Annotated in this window: 14 protein-coding genes and 1 other annotated feature; all 14 genes read left to right on the top strand. The window is 40.2% G+C overall.

Features of this window, described 5'->3' with window-relative positions:
• The first annotated feature begins 45 nt into the window (after positions 1–45).
• On the top strand, positions 46–3,525 hold the full coding sequence (locus I6N96_RS02260; protein WP_209555874.1) for a pyocin knob domain-containing protein: 3,480 nt from the start codon (positions 46–48) through the stop codon (positions 3,523–3,525).
• Positions 3,526–3,543: 18 nt separating this feature from the next.
• Positions 3,544–3,873: a hypothetical protein gene (locus I6N96_RS02255; RefSeq protein WP_209555873.1), complete on the top strand. Its 330-nt coding sequence runs from the start codon at positions 3,544–3,546 to the stop codon at positions 3,871–3,873.
• Positions 3,874–3,875: 2 nt separating this feature from the next.
• Positions 3,876–4,118 (top strand): phage holin, encoded by a 243-nt coding sequence (locus tag I6N96_RS02250; RefSeq protein ID WP_209555872.1) that lies wholly within the window; start codon positions 3,876–3,878, stop codon positions 4,116–4,118.
• On the top strand, positions 4,111–4,755 hold the full coding sequence (locus tag I6N96_RS02245) for a peptidoglycan amidohydrolase family protein (RefSeq protein WP_209555871.1): 645 nt from the start codon (positions 4,111–4,113) through the stop codon (positions 4,753–4,755). Before I6N96_RS02250 ends, I6N96_RS02245 begins: the two co-directional genes overlap by 8 nt.
• Before the next feature lie 345 nt (positions 4,756–5,100).
• Positions 5,101–6,279 (top strand): FtsW/RodA/SpoVE family cell cycle protein, encoded by a 1,179-nt coding sequence (locus tag I6N96_RS02240; protein ID WP_209555870.1) that lies wholly within the window; start codon positions 5,101–5,103, stop codon positions 6,277–6,279.
• Positions 6,280–6,350: 71 nt separating this feature from the next.
• Positions 6,351–6,710, top strand: coding sequence for an arsenate reductase family protein (locus I6N96_RS02235; RefSeq protein WP_209555869.1), 360 nt, complete (start codon positions 6,351–6,353; stop codon positions 6,708–6,710).
• Positions 6,707–7,027, top strand: coding sequence for a glycine cleavage system H family protein (locus I6N96_RS02230; protein WP_209555868.1), 321 nt, complete (start codon positions 6,707–6,709; stop codon positions 7,025–7,027). The genes I6N96_RS02235 and I6N96_RS02230 overlap by 4 nt, the downstream gene beginning before the upstream one ends.
• Before the next feature lie 60 nt (positions 7,028–7,087).
• Positions 7,088–7,358, top strand: a binding site (T-box leader).
• A gap of 84 nt (positions 7,359–7,442) precedes the next feature.
• Positions 7,443–8,477 (top strand): methionine ABC transporter ATP-binding protein, encoded by a 1,035-nt coding sequence (locus I6N96_RS02225; RefSeq protein ID WP_209555867.1) that lies wholly within the window; start codon positions 7,443–7,445, stop codon positions 8,475–8,477.
• On the top strand, positions 8,470–9,156 hold the full coding sequence (locus tag I6N96_RS02220) for a methionine ABC transporter permease (RefSeq protein WP_209555866.1): 687 nt from the start codon (positions 8,470–8,472) through the stop codon (positions 9,154–9,156). Before I6N96_RS02225 ends, I6N96_RS02220 begins: the two co-directional genes overlap by 8 nt.
• Before the next feature lie 18 nt (positions 9,157–9,174).
• A complete protein-coding gene (locus tag I6N96_RS02215) occupies positions 9,175–10,023 on the top strand; it encodes a MetQ/NlpA family ABC transporter substrate-binding protein (RefSeq protein WP_209555865.1) in 849 nt (282 codons plus the stop codon).
• 312 nt (positions 10,024–10,335) lie between these two features.
• A complete protein-coding gene (locus tag I6N96_RS02210; RefSeq protein ID WP_209555864.1) occupies positions 10,336–10,704 on the top strand; it encodes a DUF2620 domain-containing protein in 369 nt (122 codons plus the stop codon).
• A gap of 15 nt (positions 10,705–10,719) precedes the next feature.
• The gene (locus I6N96_RS02205; protein ID WP_209555863.1) at positions 10,720–12,030 is read left to right on the top strand and encodes a YhfT family protein; all 1,311 of its coding nucleotides are present in this window, start codon (positions 10,720–10,722) and stop codon (positions 12,028–12,030) included.
• A 21-nt stretch (positions 12,031–12,051) separates the two neighbouring features.
• On the top strand, positions 12,052–12,933 hold the full coding sequence (locus I6N96_RS02200) for a phosphotriesterase family protein (protein ID WP_209555862.1): 882 nt from the start codon (positions 12,052–12,054) through the stop codon (positions 12,931–12,933).
• Positions 12,934–12,990: 57 nt separating this feature from the next.
• Positions 12,991–14,082: an aminotransferase class V-fold PLP-dependent enzyme gene (locus I6N96_RS02195; RefSeq protein ID WP_209555861.1), complete on the top strand. Its 1,092-nt coding sequence runs from the start codon at positions 12,991–12,993 to the stop codon at positions 14,080–14,082.
• The last annotated feature ends 19 nt before the right edge of the window (positions 14,083–14,101 follow it).

Here is a 14,101-nt window from a genome sequence, read left to right as displayed (position 1 = left end):
TCGGAAGCTGTGCTTTTTATATTAACAGGTAAGGAGAAGTGAAAAATGACACAACCAATAATTTGTAATTTAGACACAGAGCGCCCTATTTTCCCAGTGGATTGTCCTGATGGCTGGTGGGCAGTACCAGTGAATGATCTGTCTGAGATCAAAAAGCCTGATAGGGATCATGCCTATCTATTACCAGATAATTCTGTTTGGATCCTTAACTATGACGGTACAGCAATGATTCAATTAAGTGATGGCGGTAACGGCGATGGGCAGCCAACACAAATCACTAACACTGATGGATATATTACGATAACAGGAAGCGGGACACATAAGGTGACAGCTGATTTATCTGAAGAGTTGGTGGGATCAGTAGAGTCAGCAGTGAAAGATATTCAACTTTCAGAAGGCCGCATGACCTTCACAAAAAATGATAGCAGTGAAATCGACATCAAATTGGGTGATGGCTTATCTATAAAGGACAACGAAATTTTTGTTGATGTTGAGGATAAAAATGAACCAACAGAAGTAAAAAATATAGATGGCTTTCTGAATGTCTCAGGAAGCGGCACCCACGATGTGACGATTGATCTTGATTATGATGGATTAAAAAAGGAGCTTGATTTTTACAGCAAGGTAGAAACAGATGAGCGTATCGTTCAAAGCATAACTGGTGAACAAAATACAGTATCGAATACATGTGATTTTGAAGGAAAAATATTAGGCAGTCTAATTGAAAATCCAAACACAGCAAAAATGATTGGATCTCCGACTCTTCAAAATCCGGATTCCACGAATTTATACGAGCTGAATCAGTTGAGATATGATGGAATCAAAGCATTGAATGATGATAAAACGTATCAAGTCACGAATATAACGGATAAAAATATTCTACAGGTAGTTTTAACCTGGAACTTGATTGAAGAAATTGAGCGGAAATATCCCAATTTATTTGACTCTTTAGGAGCAGCAACCGTTGCTGAAAAAACTGCTGCTGTGAAGAAAATGGTTTCATCACTAACTGTCAATGTTTGGGGATATGGAAGCGGCATCGAAGGGAATAAACTAACCATTGCATCCTTTTATACCCTTACGAATATCTGGGAAAATTCAAGTGTAAATCAAACAAATACGACTGCAACGATGAAAAAATTGACAAGAACTTATTCTGTCGATCAGCTGGTAAATAGAATTGATGAAAAAGGACAGGTTTCAGTATTGGCTTATGCTCCTGCATCTGATGGGATAATCCCAAGTGTAGTAAATATTGATTATGCAAGCCTTGACTATACCTTGTCCGTTTCTGCTAGTGATATCTATGCACGAAAAACTGACGTGTACACGAAAAAAGAAACAGAAGATCGAATGTTTGAAACTATATCAGGAGAACCTGTTTCTGTAACGGAGGCTATTGATTTTAACGAGAAGTTAAGCGGCAGCACAACAGAAAATGTGAATGTTGCGAAATGGGGTGGTGGCTTAGCTTTGCAGCAGCCAACAACCACAACGTTTACAGAACTTAATCAAACAAGATACGATAGCATCGGGATTTTGGATTCAAAAAATGCCACGATACAAACAAGTACAACCAATTCGATGATACAGATGCTCTTTAGATGGAATCTTGTTAAGAATATTGAACGAAAATATCCACATTTCTTTGAGAGTATGGGGGCAGAAACGACTAAAGAAAAAGCAGAGGTTCTTAGGTCCGGAGTAATTTCTTCCATAATTACTAATGCATGGGCATCAGGATCAGGAGCTGCTGCAAATGGCTTGAAGCTATACAGATTCAACAACTTGGATAAAAGTTGGGTTTTGGCACACCCTACTTCTGTAACGGGATTGGCAAAAGTAACCGCAACTTTGAAAAGTCCTATTCAATTTGAACAAGCAATTTCAGATGAAGGATACTTTGACTCAATAATAATTACAGAGGCATCAGATGGTATGACTGCCAGCACTTTGAATGTTGATTATACAGATCTCGAATATACGTTAACTGTCGCTGCCAGTGATGTTTATGCACTGAAAGCTGAGTCTTACACAAAAACCGAGATAGACACAAAACTTGCTGAAAAAACAGGAATGGCGGCAGAAATTTCAGCGAATGCAGACCTAAACACATATTTGACAGAGGGATCTTACAAATGTTCAAACAATACAAATGCTGCTAGCTTAACAAACTGTCCTGTAGGCAGTGCTTTTAATTTACAGGTAATTGCTACGAGTGGCGTTTCCGGTAGGGCGCAAATCCTTACAACGTATACCACAACTAGACCGTTGACCTACTATAGAGCAACAATTTCCGGTACATTTGGAAGCTGGTATGTACGTAACGATTCAATTACTCTTGAAGGTGATGTAACTGGCACATGGACTGGTAATAATGCAGTGAATGCGACCGCTACAATCAATACAAATATTCCTAAGTTGGCAGAAAAAATGGACCGAGCAATTTCAATTCTGGAAAATCAAGATTTGAATTTGTTGAATCAAGAAGGTTTTTACCGTTGTTCACTAAATACTACTGCCCTTACGTTGCTGAATAAACCAGAAGAACTGAATCAAGCTTTTGCACTACTTCAACAAAGAAACAGTAATGATGGGTGGAGACAAATCATTTACAATCGTAGCACATTAGTTACTTGGGAACGGGTAGGTGTGAATGGAGCTTGGGGGGCTTGGAAAAAATCTGTAACAGATATTTCTTTAACTGGAGATGTAACAGGCACAGTAAATGCATTAGGTAATACCAACGGATCACTGACAGTTCCAACCACTATAGTCAACGCTCAAAAACAGAAAATAACAGCTGATGACGGCAGACCAATTGCAACAATATCTAGTGGAATGATTCTTGACGCTGTGTTAAGCCGGGCACCAGGAATGAGGACATATACGTTTACAAATGGGACTACTGATTATCCGGCAACTGCTAATTCGAGTATGAGAGGTCATGTATACATGGCTTCCTCTTCATATGGCTATGTATTTGCTGTAGATATATCAGGGAATACATTTATCCGAACCATCGTAGATAGTGCTTGGATTGGTAGCTGGAAAATAGTCGCGACTACTACTGATATTGAGGTCAAACAAGATAGATTGGTGGCAGGTGATGACATCACGATTAAAGATAATGTGATATCTGTAGTGCCTAATGCGCAAATTGACGCACAAGCACTTCTGAATAGAGTAAGCATCGGAGCAAAATATCGCACTGAGAGTACTAGTACTCTCAGCAATGTCTTCTTTCTCTATCAAGATAAGGATCAAAATCTTAGTAATCTGATAGATTTTGAAGAGACGACCATTTATCAAGGTTCAAAAAGTCAGGATGTATTTGGGTTTGCAGCTATCTCTAAATTATCAGGTAAATATATTAACGAGCAAGAAAGCCCTCAACAAATCAAATCTTTTATTGCAAATTTAAACGTTCCGTTAGACCGAGGATATTTTTACTATGTCAATTTAGTCATAAATTATGAAGGCACTCAATATTCTGTGATAAAAGAGATCACACAATATGGGTAAATAGAAAGTTGGTGAATTATGAGATTTTTTGGTTTAACTATTGCTGAGGTTGCGACTCTAGTCGGATTGCTTGGCACATTTAGCGCTTGGCTGATGTGGGTCGCGAAGAAAGCGTACAAAACAGTGAAGGATAACATATCCGATCCAATCAAGCAAAATCTGAACAGCTTATCTGCGGCAATCACGCATTTATCGAATATTGTCGATTCTGAAACGAATTGGACACATGAAAGACACTCAGAGGTTGTGGAAAAATTAGAAACTCACGACGAAAGGCTCGTTGATCATAACATTAAGCTGGTGAAACATGAGCAGCAAATCAAAACGCTTTTTCGAAAGGAGAAATGAGCATGAAACATGTATCATCTGAAACGATTGCACGGACAATCATTTTGGTTCTGGCTTTAGTCAATCAGGTATTGGCTATTTTGGGGAAAGGTACGATCGATATTGCTGAAAATGATCTTTATCAAGTCGTATCACTGCTTTTTACTATAGTTTCTACGATTGCGGCATGGTGGAAAAATAATAGCTTCACTGAAGCTGCAGTTGAGGCGGATGAGCGGATGAAGGAGCTGAAGAAAGATGGCTGATAGTCAAAAAATGCTGCAGTGGATGGCAGATCGACAGGGAAGGGTTACCTATTCGATGAACAGTCGTTTAGGACCAGCTAGTTATGATTGTTCCAGCGCTGTCTATTTTGCCCTGGTTGCCGGCGGTTTTTTACCGTCCGGAACCATGGGCAATACCGACAGCTTATTTGGTCATCTCGAAGCGAATGGCTGGCAGAAGCTACCAGAGGTAAATGGCTATATTGATGCAAAAAGAGGCGATATCTTTATCTGGGGTGTTCGTGGCGCAAGCGGCGGCGCTGCAGGGCATACTGGAATCTTTACTGATAAAGATAATATTATTCACTGCAATTACGGTTATAATGGTATTACGGTGAATAATCATGATCAAATCTGGTCCTACAACAATGGACCGGTAAACACGATCTATCGTTTTTTAGGCTCACAAACTGGGACGACTAAAGGATTTTCAGTAGGGCAAAAGGTCAAACTTTTGAATCATGCGACCCATTATCAGACCCGTGAAGCAGTTCCAACATGGGCTAAGAATAAGACATACACTATTCAGCAGATTAAGAATGTCAGCATGGCTAATTCGAAGAAAGCATATCTTTTAAAAGAAATCAGCAGCTGGGTCCTTGAACAGGATTTGGCATAACTGACTTAACGAGGCTGAGACAGAAGTGTTTAGCTACAAGCAATAAGCCGGAATTCACGAAAATTGTTTCACAAATTTTTGTTGAATTCCGGCTTATTGTCGTAGGAGCTACTTCTGACTCGCCGTTTATTCGGATTTAGGGTATGGAAAAGAGTGGCAACAGATTATTGTCCCACTCTCGTTTTTTTGTTTGTAATGACTTTTATGGTTTGAAGAAGATCGATCTTAATACTATGTTTTAACGCAGGAATTAAAGTTTTTTCCAAATCCTCCAGTCTGCACTTTCTTTTCAAAGGTAAGGACGATATAATAAAGGGCGTATGATTTAAGGAAAAGGGATGACAGATGGAAAAAACTAAAAAATTAAATATAGATAACCGTATTGATTACGGTGTGATTTTACCGGTATTTCTACTATCGCTGATAGGAATTTTATCGTTGTATGTGGCATTGGATCATGACCCAAATCGACCAGAGATTGCCTCAATGCTGATCAAGCAGGGGCTTTGGTATTTGCTGGGGATCGTGAGCATCATCGTGATCATGCATTTTAACTCAAAACTACTTTGGCGACTGACACCGATTTTTTATGGTTTTGGTCTACTGCTGATGGGGCTTTTGTTGAAGTTCTATGATCCTTTTCTGGAGCAGCAAACAGGATCGAAAAACTGGATCAGTTTTGGCGGTACAACTTTTCAGCCCTCGGAGCTGATGAAGATTGCTTTTATTTTGATGCTGGCTTATGTTGTTACAATGCACAATGTGAAGTATCGTGAGCGTACATTGAAAACAGATGGACTGTTGATTGGTAAGATGGCATTGGTCACTGTTCCTGTAATTATTCTGATTCTTCTTCAAAAGGATTTTGGTACGATGCTGGTGTTCCTTGCAATTGTTGCCGGTGTTTTTCTAATGTCAGGGATTTCATGGAAAATCATTTTGCCGGTATTTTTAGTCACAATCGTACTAGGGGCAGCAATGATTTATCTGGTTACTACTGATACTGGGCGGGATCTTTTGAATAAAGTTGGTTTTAAAGCCTACCAGTTTGAGCGTATCGATTTGTGGATGAATCCATTCCACAATGATCAGAACCGCTCTTTCCAACCGGCACTGGCAATCACTGCTATTGGTTCTGGCGGATTGTTCGGAAAAGGCTTTAATGTGAGTGATGTTTATGTTCCTGTTCGGGAATCAGATATGATTTTCACTGTTATTGGTGAGAATTTTGGTTTCATTGGCAGTTGCTTTATCATTTTGTTATACTTTATATTGATTTACCGAATGATTCGTGTCTGTTTTGAAACGAATAATGAATTTTATGCTTACTTGGCAACAGGAATCATCATGATGATTCTTTTCCACGTATTTGAAAATATTGGTGCGAATATCGGATTGCTTCCATTAACAGGGATTCCATTGCCGTTTATCAGTCAAGGGGGATCATCTATTCTCGGAAATATGATCGGAGTCGGATTGATTCTTTCAATGAAGTATCAAAAAGAAGCGGTAATCAGCGACTAGAGTGTATCTGGAAAATCCGTCGTTGGGGTTTTCAGGAACGCCTTAATTATTCTGAAAGAAGGTAATTATTTATGTACACATTTTTCTGGTATCCGAAATGTTCAACGTGCAAAAAAGCAAAGGCTTGGCTGGATGCAGCTGGAGCAGAATATGAAATCGTTGATATGATAGAAACACCTCCAACAAAAGAGCAGCTGACACAATGGATGGAGGAAAGTCCATTGCCGATTCGCCGTTTCTTCAATACAAGCGGTGGTCACTATAGAGAACAGAACCTGAAAGACATCGTTAATGAGTTTTCTGTCAAGGAAGCAAGTGAACGTCTATCTAAAGATGGGATGCTGAACAAACGTCCGATTTTGGTCAAAGATGGCCACTTTATCTCAAATGGTTTCAAGGAGTCTGACTATGAGGGAGCATTCAAAAAATGAGTGAGAACAGCAGAAAAGTTGTAGATTACTTATGGATCGAGACGGTTGATAATGGGTATAAAGTTGGTTTGACCAATGAAGCACAGGAAGAGTTGGGGAATGTCAGCTTTGTTACTTTACCTAAGGTAGGACAAAAGCTAAGTAAAGGAGATTCTTTTGTTGAGCTTGAAGCAGAGAAATCTGTCAGTGAGTTTGGCAGTCCCTTAAATGGAACGATTCGTGAAGTCAATAGAGCAGCGGATAAAGACCCGAGCCTTCTAGACAATGAAGATGATTCGCAAGCGTGGTTGGCCATTTTTGAAGATGTCTTGGAATAGTCGACAGAAAATCGTTGACAGTCAATCATTCGATTGCTATAATTTCATCAATTGATAAATCATAAAGCACTGAAAAGAAGAGTACATGACAACAATGTTTGAAGAGAGAGCCTCTGTTTGCTGAAATGAGGCAGCAAAGTTGTTATGGAAGATGGTCTTAGAGCAGAATAAGTGAGCGAGTAAGTGAACTTATTACGGGAGTGCCCGTTACAGCACCGCAGTATACGATAGGAAAGGGTCAATGACCTGTATCAAGTACTGGCTAAGGCGAACATCGTGAGGTGGGCGCGAATAAAGGTGGTAACACGAGAGATATACTTTCGTCCTTTTTACTGATATGTATTATAATCAGTAGAAGGACGAAAGTTTTTTAATTTTCTAAATGAATATAAAGAGAGAAAGTTGAGTGAAAAGCATGGCTTTGATCGAGTTACGTCATGTCAAAAAGGAATTTACTGGAAAAGCGGGAACGGTTTCCGCTGTAAATGATGTTTCCCTTTCAATTGAAAAAGGAGATATTTATGGAATTGTTGGTTATTCGGGCGCTGGAAAGAGTACCTTGGTTCGTTTGTTGAATGGCTTGGAGCTTCCGACAGATGGTCAGGTAGTCATTAAGGATATGGATATCACTGCATTAGGCTCAGGAGAGTTGAGAAATTTCAGAAAGAAAATCGGAATGATTTTTCAACATTTCAATCTATTGTGGTCCAGAACGATTTTGGAAAATATCATGCTTCCGTTGGAGCTGGTAGGTGTACCAAAACAGGAACGACTGAAACGAGCAGAAGAATTGTTGGAGTTGGTTGGTCTGGAAGGCAGAGGGAAGGCTTATCCGAGTCAGCTATCCGGTGGACAGAAGCAACGTGTAGGGATTGCTCGTGCGCTGGCAAATAATCCGGAAATCCTGCTTTGTGATGAAGCAACCAGTGCGCTTGATCCGCAAACAACGGATGAAGTGTTGGATTTACTACTTGAAATCAATAAGGAACTAAATTTGACGATCGTTTTGATTACCCATGAGATGCACGTGATCAGAAAAATCTGTAATAAGGTTGCTGTGATGGAACAAGGGAAAATCGTTGAAGAGGGCGATGTATTGACAGTCTTCCGTCATCCGAAGCAAGAAGTAACAAAGCGCTTTGTTCAAAGAGAAATCGATCCGGAAGACGATTTAGAGGATTTGCTTTCTGATTTGGTCACTGAAAATCCATCAGGGCTTGTAACAACTCTGCTATTCAAGGGAGATAATGCAAATGAGCCAGTCATTTCTCAGGCTATTCGCCAGTTCGCAGTGGATATCAATGTGGTCCACGGCAAGGTGCAGCAGGCGAAGGAAGGTGCCTTTGGTTCATTGACAGTTATGATCACAGGAGAAGATGCTGAGGTAGAAAAAGCATTGGCATTTTTCAAAGAAAAAGAAGTTGGGGTGGAGGTGATCCATCATGGATAAGAGCTTTGCAGAAACATATTTTGATTTCAGTAAAGTGAATACTGAGACATTACAGCAGGCATTTGTAGATACGATTTATATGACGGTGATTTCAATGATTTGCGTATTGGTTATTGGGTTGGTGTTAGGGTTACTGCTTTATACAGCTGGCAGAAACAACAAGCCATATGCTAAATTCCTATATACAGCCGTGTCGATCATCAGTAACATTTTCCGTTCGACACCATTCATGATTTTGATGGTTCTATTGATTCCATTTACAAAGGTTCTTGTAGGAACTATGTTGGGAGCAAAGGCGGCAATTCCGGCATTAGTATTTTCAGCAGCACCGTTTTATGCTCGTTTAGTAGAGATTGCCTTTAGAGAAGTAGATTCAGGCGTGATCGAAGCGGCAGAAGCAATGGGAGCCAATTATGGGCAGATCGTCCGCAAGGTGATCATCCCGGAAAGTATTCCTGCATTGATTTCCGGATTGACTGTAACGACCGTATCAATGATCGGTTTTACAGCAATGGCAGGGGCAATCGGTGCCGGCGGACTAGGTGGTCTGGCATGGCAGGAAGGGTATCAACGGAATAATCTGACCGTTACATTTGTAGCGACAGTTATTATTTTACTTATAGTTTTTATTGTTCAAGGTGTGGGAGACTTTTTAGCAAAACAAACAGACAAACGATAACAATTGGAGGAATCAAGTATGAAGAAAAAGTTAGCAGGTTTAGCAGCAGTAATTGCATTAACAGTAGGTTTAGCAGCTTGTGGGAATGGCAGCAAAGATAGTACGGATGGATCCAAATCATCAGATGGTGACAAAACTGTTCTGACTGTAGGGGCTTCGCCAACTCCGCATGCGGAGATTTTGGAACAAGTAAAACCGATCTTAGAAAAAGAAGGTATTGATCTGGAAATCAAGAAGTTTGATGATTATATTCTTCCAAACAAAGCGTTAGCTGACGGAGAAATCGATGCAAACTACTTCCAGCACATTCCATACTTCAATCTTCAAGTGGAAGAAAATGGGTATGATTTTGCGAATGCAGGCGGTATCCATATCGAACCAATGGGGCTGTATTCTCAACGAATCGATGATATCAAAGACTTAAAAGATGGTGCAACAGTGATTGCATCAAACTCAGAATCTGACTGGGGTCGTGTCATTACAATTTTGCAGGACGCAGGATTAGTAACGGTTAAAGATGGTGTTGATTTAGAAACTGCAACGTTTGAAGATATTGATGAAAATCCAAAAAATCTGAAATTCGTTCATGACATCAACCCAGAGCTACTGGCAACAACATATCAAAATGATGAAGCTGATTTAGTAGCGATCAATGCAAACTTTGCTTATAACGCCGGATTGAATCCCGTGAATGACTCAGTATTGCTGGAATCTGATAATTCACCATATGTGAATATCATCGCTGTTCGCTCTGAAGACAAGGACAACGAAGCAATTCAAAAGCTTGTCGAAGCATTGCATAGTAAAGAAATTCAAGACTGGATTCTTGAAAAATGGGACGGATCAGTGAAACCTGTAGATAAATAAAAAATGAAAGAAAAAGATGGGCTAAGATAGATTTGTCCATCTTTTTTTTCATAGAGGAGTGAAGAGTTAGCAAGGTGAATGGTCATCACAATTGAATAAAAAAAAGCTAAAATTATTTCTATGAAAAGGGTTGCAATTTGAGTTGGTATGTTTTATACTTCGGTTGTATTTATAAATACTTTATTTTTATCTCTCAATATACAAAAAAATGTATTTTGGACCACTCTGATGAATGTTCGGGTAGTTCACAGTTCTATTTATCAATATACAAAAAAATGTATTTTGAGATAATTTAAGCAGGAGGAATGGTTTATGAAGAAAATCGTAGTAGGCGGTCAGATCGACAAAGATGAAGTGTTTGCATTAGTTGAGAAATATGCGGATGGAAAATTCACTGCTGAAGTGAAAAGTGATCTGGATGCTGCCATGGCAATCAAATCAGGTCAGGCGGATTTTTACTTGGGGGCCTGCAATACTGGTGGGGGTGGTGCCTTGGCAATGGCACTAGCATTATTAGGAAGAGAAAATTGTGAGACCGTTTCTATGCCGGGTAAAGTGATGGAAGATGAAGAGATTCGTCAAAGTGTTCGCAACGGAAAAAAAGCATTTGGTTTTACTGCTCAACATAAGGAGATTGTTGTACCGATCTTAATGGACGAGCTGGGAAAACTAGGTGAATAATAGGGAGGAAATGAAATGGATGGATCTAAGGTAATGGAATTGGTTGTTATTGCTTTGCTGGGAGGCGTATGTTCAATCTTGGCAAATCGTGGGATTGCTGTTTTTAATGATGGCTTACGTCCAATCGTTCCGGAATTTCTTGAAGGAAAAATTGGCAAGAAGGAAATTGCAGCGACGAGTTTTGCATTAAGTTTCGGATTGGTTATTGGCTTTGGTATTCCAGTTTCGATTGGTGCATCAATTATTTTAGTGCATAGTATTTTATTGGCAACAGACATCATTGGCTCATGGTCGCCTGAAGGAACAAAGGGCATGGTTATCTCAGGTGCTGTTGGTGCATTGTACGGTGTGGGGATCGTATTAGGATTGCAGGCGGTCGTTGATCTGTTTGCGAAGCTGCCGATCAACTTCCTTGATTCTTTGTCAATGGTCGGCTCGCCAGTTGTGATTGCATTTTCAATTTTCCCAGCAGTAGCAATTGCTCATCAACATAATTTTAAAAAAGGGGCTATTGCTTTTCTGGCAACAATGTTGACATTGTTTACAGTGAAAAAATTTGGAACGTTCAATATCGGTAATGGAACAAGCTTTACGCTAAGTGCGGAAGGGATGTCTTTACTGGTTGGTATGATTTTCATGATCGTATTTGCGATTCAAGTAAAAGGGGACGGCAATGATTCTAACCAAAATTTGATGAGTATCTTCCTTGAACGGGTAGAACGCATCAAGAAAAATTGGATATTGCTATCTCTTACGGGTGGTTTAGTCAGTGCTGCGACTAGTCTGTTGATGATCGCCGGTGATCCTATTTCTTTAAATCTTTTAAGTGAAGGAAAATTCAGTGAAGCAGCCTTAGCGGCATTTGCCCGAGGTATTGGTTTTATTCCATTAGTTTTCTCTACAGCAATTGTTACCGGTGTTTATAGCCCGGCTGGTACAACCTTTGTATTCGTCGTTGGTATTCTGTTAAGAGGAAATCCAATCGTAGCGTTTGTGGTTGGTGCTGCAGTGATGTTTGTAGAAATTCTGTTGCTTAATGGTATGGCAAAAGGATTGGATCGTTTCCCTGGTGTCCGTGAGATGGGTGAATATATCCGTACTTCAATGAACAAGGTATTAGAAGTGGCTTTGCTGATTGGTGGAGCAATGGCTTCTGAATCGATTGCGCCCGGCATTGGGTATTTCTGGGTAATCGGTCTTTCTCTGTTGAACAAAACAGCGAAGAAACCGATTGTTGACTTGGCAGTTGGTCCGGTAGCGGCAATCAGTCTTGGTATTATTGTAAACATTCTTTATTTATTGGGTCTGTTCACGCCGGCAGGCTAAACAGCAGAAGGGATGAAATAGATGGTATTAGTAGAAGGCATTACGTATATGCACGAGCATACAACAATTGACCTGTCCCGTATCAAAAACATTGATGACACAAATCTAAATTGTTTTGAAGAGACTGTCGCAGAATACAAAAAGTTGTATACTAAAGGTGTAAGAAATATTGTAGATGTTACAGTGATGGATATGAAGCGGAATCCGCTGTATGTTCAAAAGGCAGCAGAAGCCTCAGGAATCAATATCATTCAAGCGACTGGTTTTTATACAGAACGTTTCTTGCCGGAAATTGTTGATGAATATTCCACGCAACAGCTGGCTGAGCTGATGGTTAAAGAGATTGAAGAGGGAATTGCGGATACATCAATTAAGGCGCAAATTATCGGTGAGATTGGCTCAAGTAAAGATGGCTGGACAGAGCGAGAGAAAAAGGTTTTCAATGCTGCAGTCATCGCACACAAGAAAACCGGGACACCAATTACGACCCATACAACATTAGGCACCTTCGGTCATGAGCAGGTGGCGTTTTTCAAAGAAAATGGTGTGGAGCTTTCCAAGGTTGTGATTGGGCATGTGGATTTGAGCGGCAGCGGCGACTATGTTCTTCATATGTTGGAGCAAGGTGTCTATGTGGAATTTGATACCGTAGGAAAAGAAAACTATCTGCCGGATATTGAACGGGTGAAGATGCTGCAGCAAATCGAAGAGGCTGGGTTTACGGATAAAGTATTCCTTTCAATGGATATCACTAGGAAATCCAATTTAGAATATCAGGATGGGATTGGTTATTCTTATCTCTTAGACGTGTTTGTTCCTTTAATGAAAGAAAATGATATTTCTGAATCATTTATTCAAAAAATGCTAGTAACGAACCCACAGGAATTCTTTTCTGTTAAGTAACGTTAAACTGAAAGTAATTACTGTAAATCAATGATTGAAGGAAAGTGAGAAGAAGCAATGAATGTATATCCTTTATCAAGCCTAACAGTTGATGAAGCTGCACAGCTGCAATTTCGGTTAGTTGATGAAATCACCAAAGTTTTTACGGGAACTGAGATTCTGACTCGCGGTGATCTAGGCGTTGTTCAGGGGTTGAATCAACCTATCACGACCAAAAATGTAGAACAGGTATTGGCCCATTTTTTTGACTGCGAAGCGGCAATGCTAGTTAGAGGTGCCGGAACAAGTGCCATTCGTCAAGCATTACATGCTACAATAGGAACTGGCGGGACGGTGTTGGTGCATGAGGCACCAATCTATCCAACGACAAAAACCTCGATCGATATGATGGGTATCCAGACAAAAGCAGTGAATTTCAATGATTTAACTGCTGTGAAGACCACTGTATCCAGTGGTGGGCTGGATGGTATTTTAATCCAAGTAACAAGACAAAAACTAGATGATTCTTACGATCTGAAGGAACTGATTGCAGCGATCCGTACTGTGGACAAGGAGATTCCGATTGTAACAGATGATAATTACTCCACGTTGAAAACACCGATAATCGGTGCACAAATTGGCGGTACACTGGCCTGCTTTTCAACCTTTAAACTTTTGGGGCCGGAAGGGATAGGTTGTATTGTAGGTAAAAAACAATACATTGATACTTTGCGTAAAGAAAATTATTCTGGAGGCAGTCAAGTTCAAGGGCATGAAAGTATCGCCGTTTTACAAGGCATGATTTACGCCCCTGTATCACTTGCACTATCTGCTCAAGTCAGTGAAGAAGTCTGCCGAAGATTGAATGATGGGGAAGTCGACGGAATCGATCATGCATTTATCGTGAATGCACAGTCAAAGGTAGTAATCGTGAAGCTGCAGCACCCGATTGCCAAGCGGGTTTTAGCAGCGGCAGAAAAGCGTGGAGCAGCACCAAATCCAGTCGGAGCCGAGTCCAAATATGAGTTTGTGCCAATGTTCTATCGTATTTCTGGCACATTTCGTGCGGCTGATCCTCAGGCAGAGGAGCAGATGATTCGGATCAATCCGATGCGAGCTGGAGCAGATACGATCATTCGCATTTTAAAGCAGGCGATGACAAAGAATTAAATGAAAAGGGTGAATTGAA

The organism is Enterococcus larvae, from assembly GCF_017830045.1.
Classification (GTDB): Bacteria; Bacillota; Bacilli; order Lactobacillales; family Enterococcaceae; genus Enterococcus_L; species Enterococcus_L larvae.
The sequence above is the reverse complement of the archived record's forward strand: the minus strand, read 5'-3'. Positions and strand labels throughout refer to the sequence as shown.

Bases quoted from the DNA above. Each gene is read 5' to 3' on its own strand.
- I6N96_RS02235 (WP_209555869.1), top strand. From the start codon at position 6,351: ATGTACACATTTTTCTGGTATCCGAAATGTTCAACGTGCAAAAAAGCA.
- I6N96_RS02230 (WP_209555868.1), top strand. From the start codon at position 6,707: ATGAGTGAGAACAGCAGAAAAGTTGTAGATTACTTATGGATCGAGACG.
- I6N96_RS02215 (WP_209555865.1), top strand. From the start codon at position 9,175: ATGAAGAAAAAGTTAGCAGGTTTAGCAGCAGTAATTGCATTAACAGTA.
- I6N96_RS02210 (WP_209555864.1), top strand. From the start codon at position 10,336: ATGAAGAAAATCGTAGTAGGCGGTCAGATCGACAAAGATGAAGTGTTT.
- I6N96_RS02255 (WP_209555873.1), top strand. From the start codon at position 3,544: ATGAGATTTTTTGGTTTAACTATTGCTGAGGTTGCGACTCTAGTCGGA.
- I6N96_RS02245 (WP_209555871.1), top strand. From the start codon at position 4,111: ATGGCTGATAGTCAAAAAATGCTGCAGTGGATGGCAGATCGACAGGGA.
- I6N96_RS02220 (WP_209555866.1), top strand. From the start codon at position 8,470: ATGGATAAGAGCTTTGCAGAAACATATTTTGATTTCAGTAAAGTGAAT.
- I6N96_RS02240 (WP_209555870.1), top strand. From the start codon at position 5,101: ATGGAAAAAACTAAAAAATTAAATATAGATAACCGTATTGATTACGGT.
- I6N96_RS02250 (WP_209555872.1), top strand. From the start codon at position 3,876: ATGAAACATGTATCATCTGAAACGATTGCACGGACAATCATTTTGGTT.
- I6N96_RS02225 (WP_209555867.1), top strand. From the start codon at position 7,443: ATGGCTTTGATCGAGTTACGTCATGTCAAAAAGGAATTTACTGGAAAA.
- I6N96_RS02260 (WP_209555874.1), top strand. From the start codon at position 46: ATGACACAACCAATAATTTGTAATTTAGACACAGAGCGCCCTATTTTC.
- I6N96_RS02200 (WP_209555862.1), top strand. From the start codon at position 12,052: ATGGTATTAGTAGAAGGCATTACGTATATGCACGAGCATACAACAATT.
- I6N96_RS02195 (WP_209555861.1), top strand. From the start codon at position 12,991: ATGAATGTATATCCTTTATCAAGCCTAACAGTTGATGAAGCTGCACAG.
- I6N96_RS02205 (WP_209555863.1), top strand. From the start codon at position 10,720: ATGGATGGATCTAAGGTAATGGAATTGGTTGTTATTGCTTTGCTGGGA.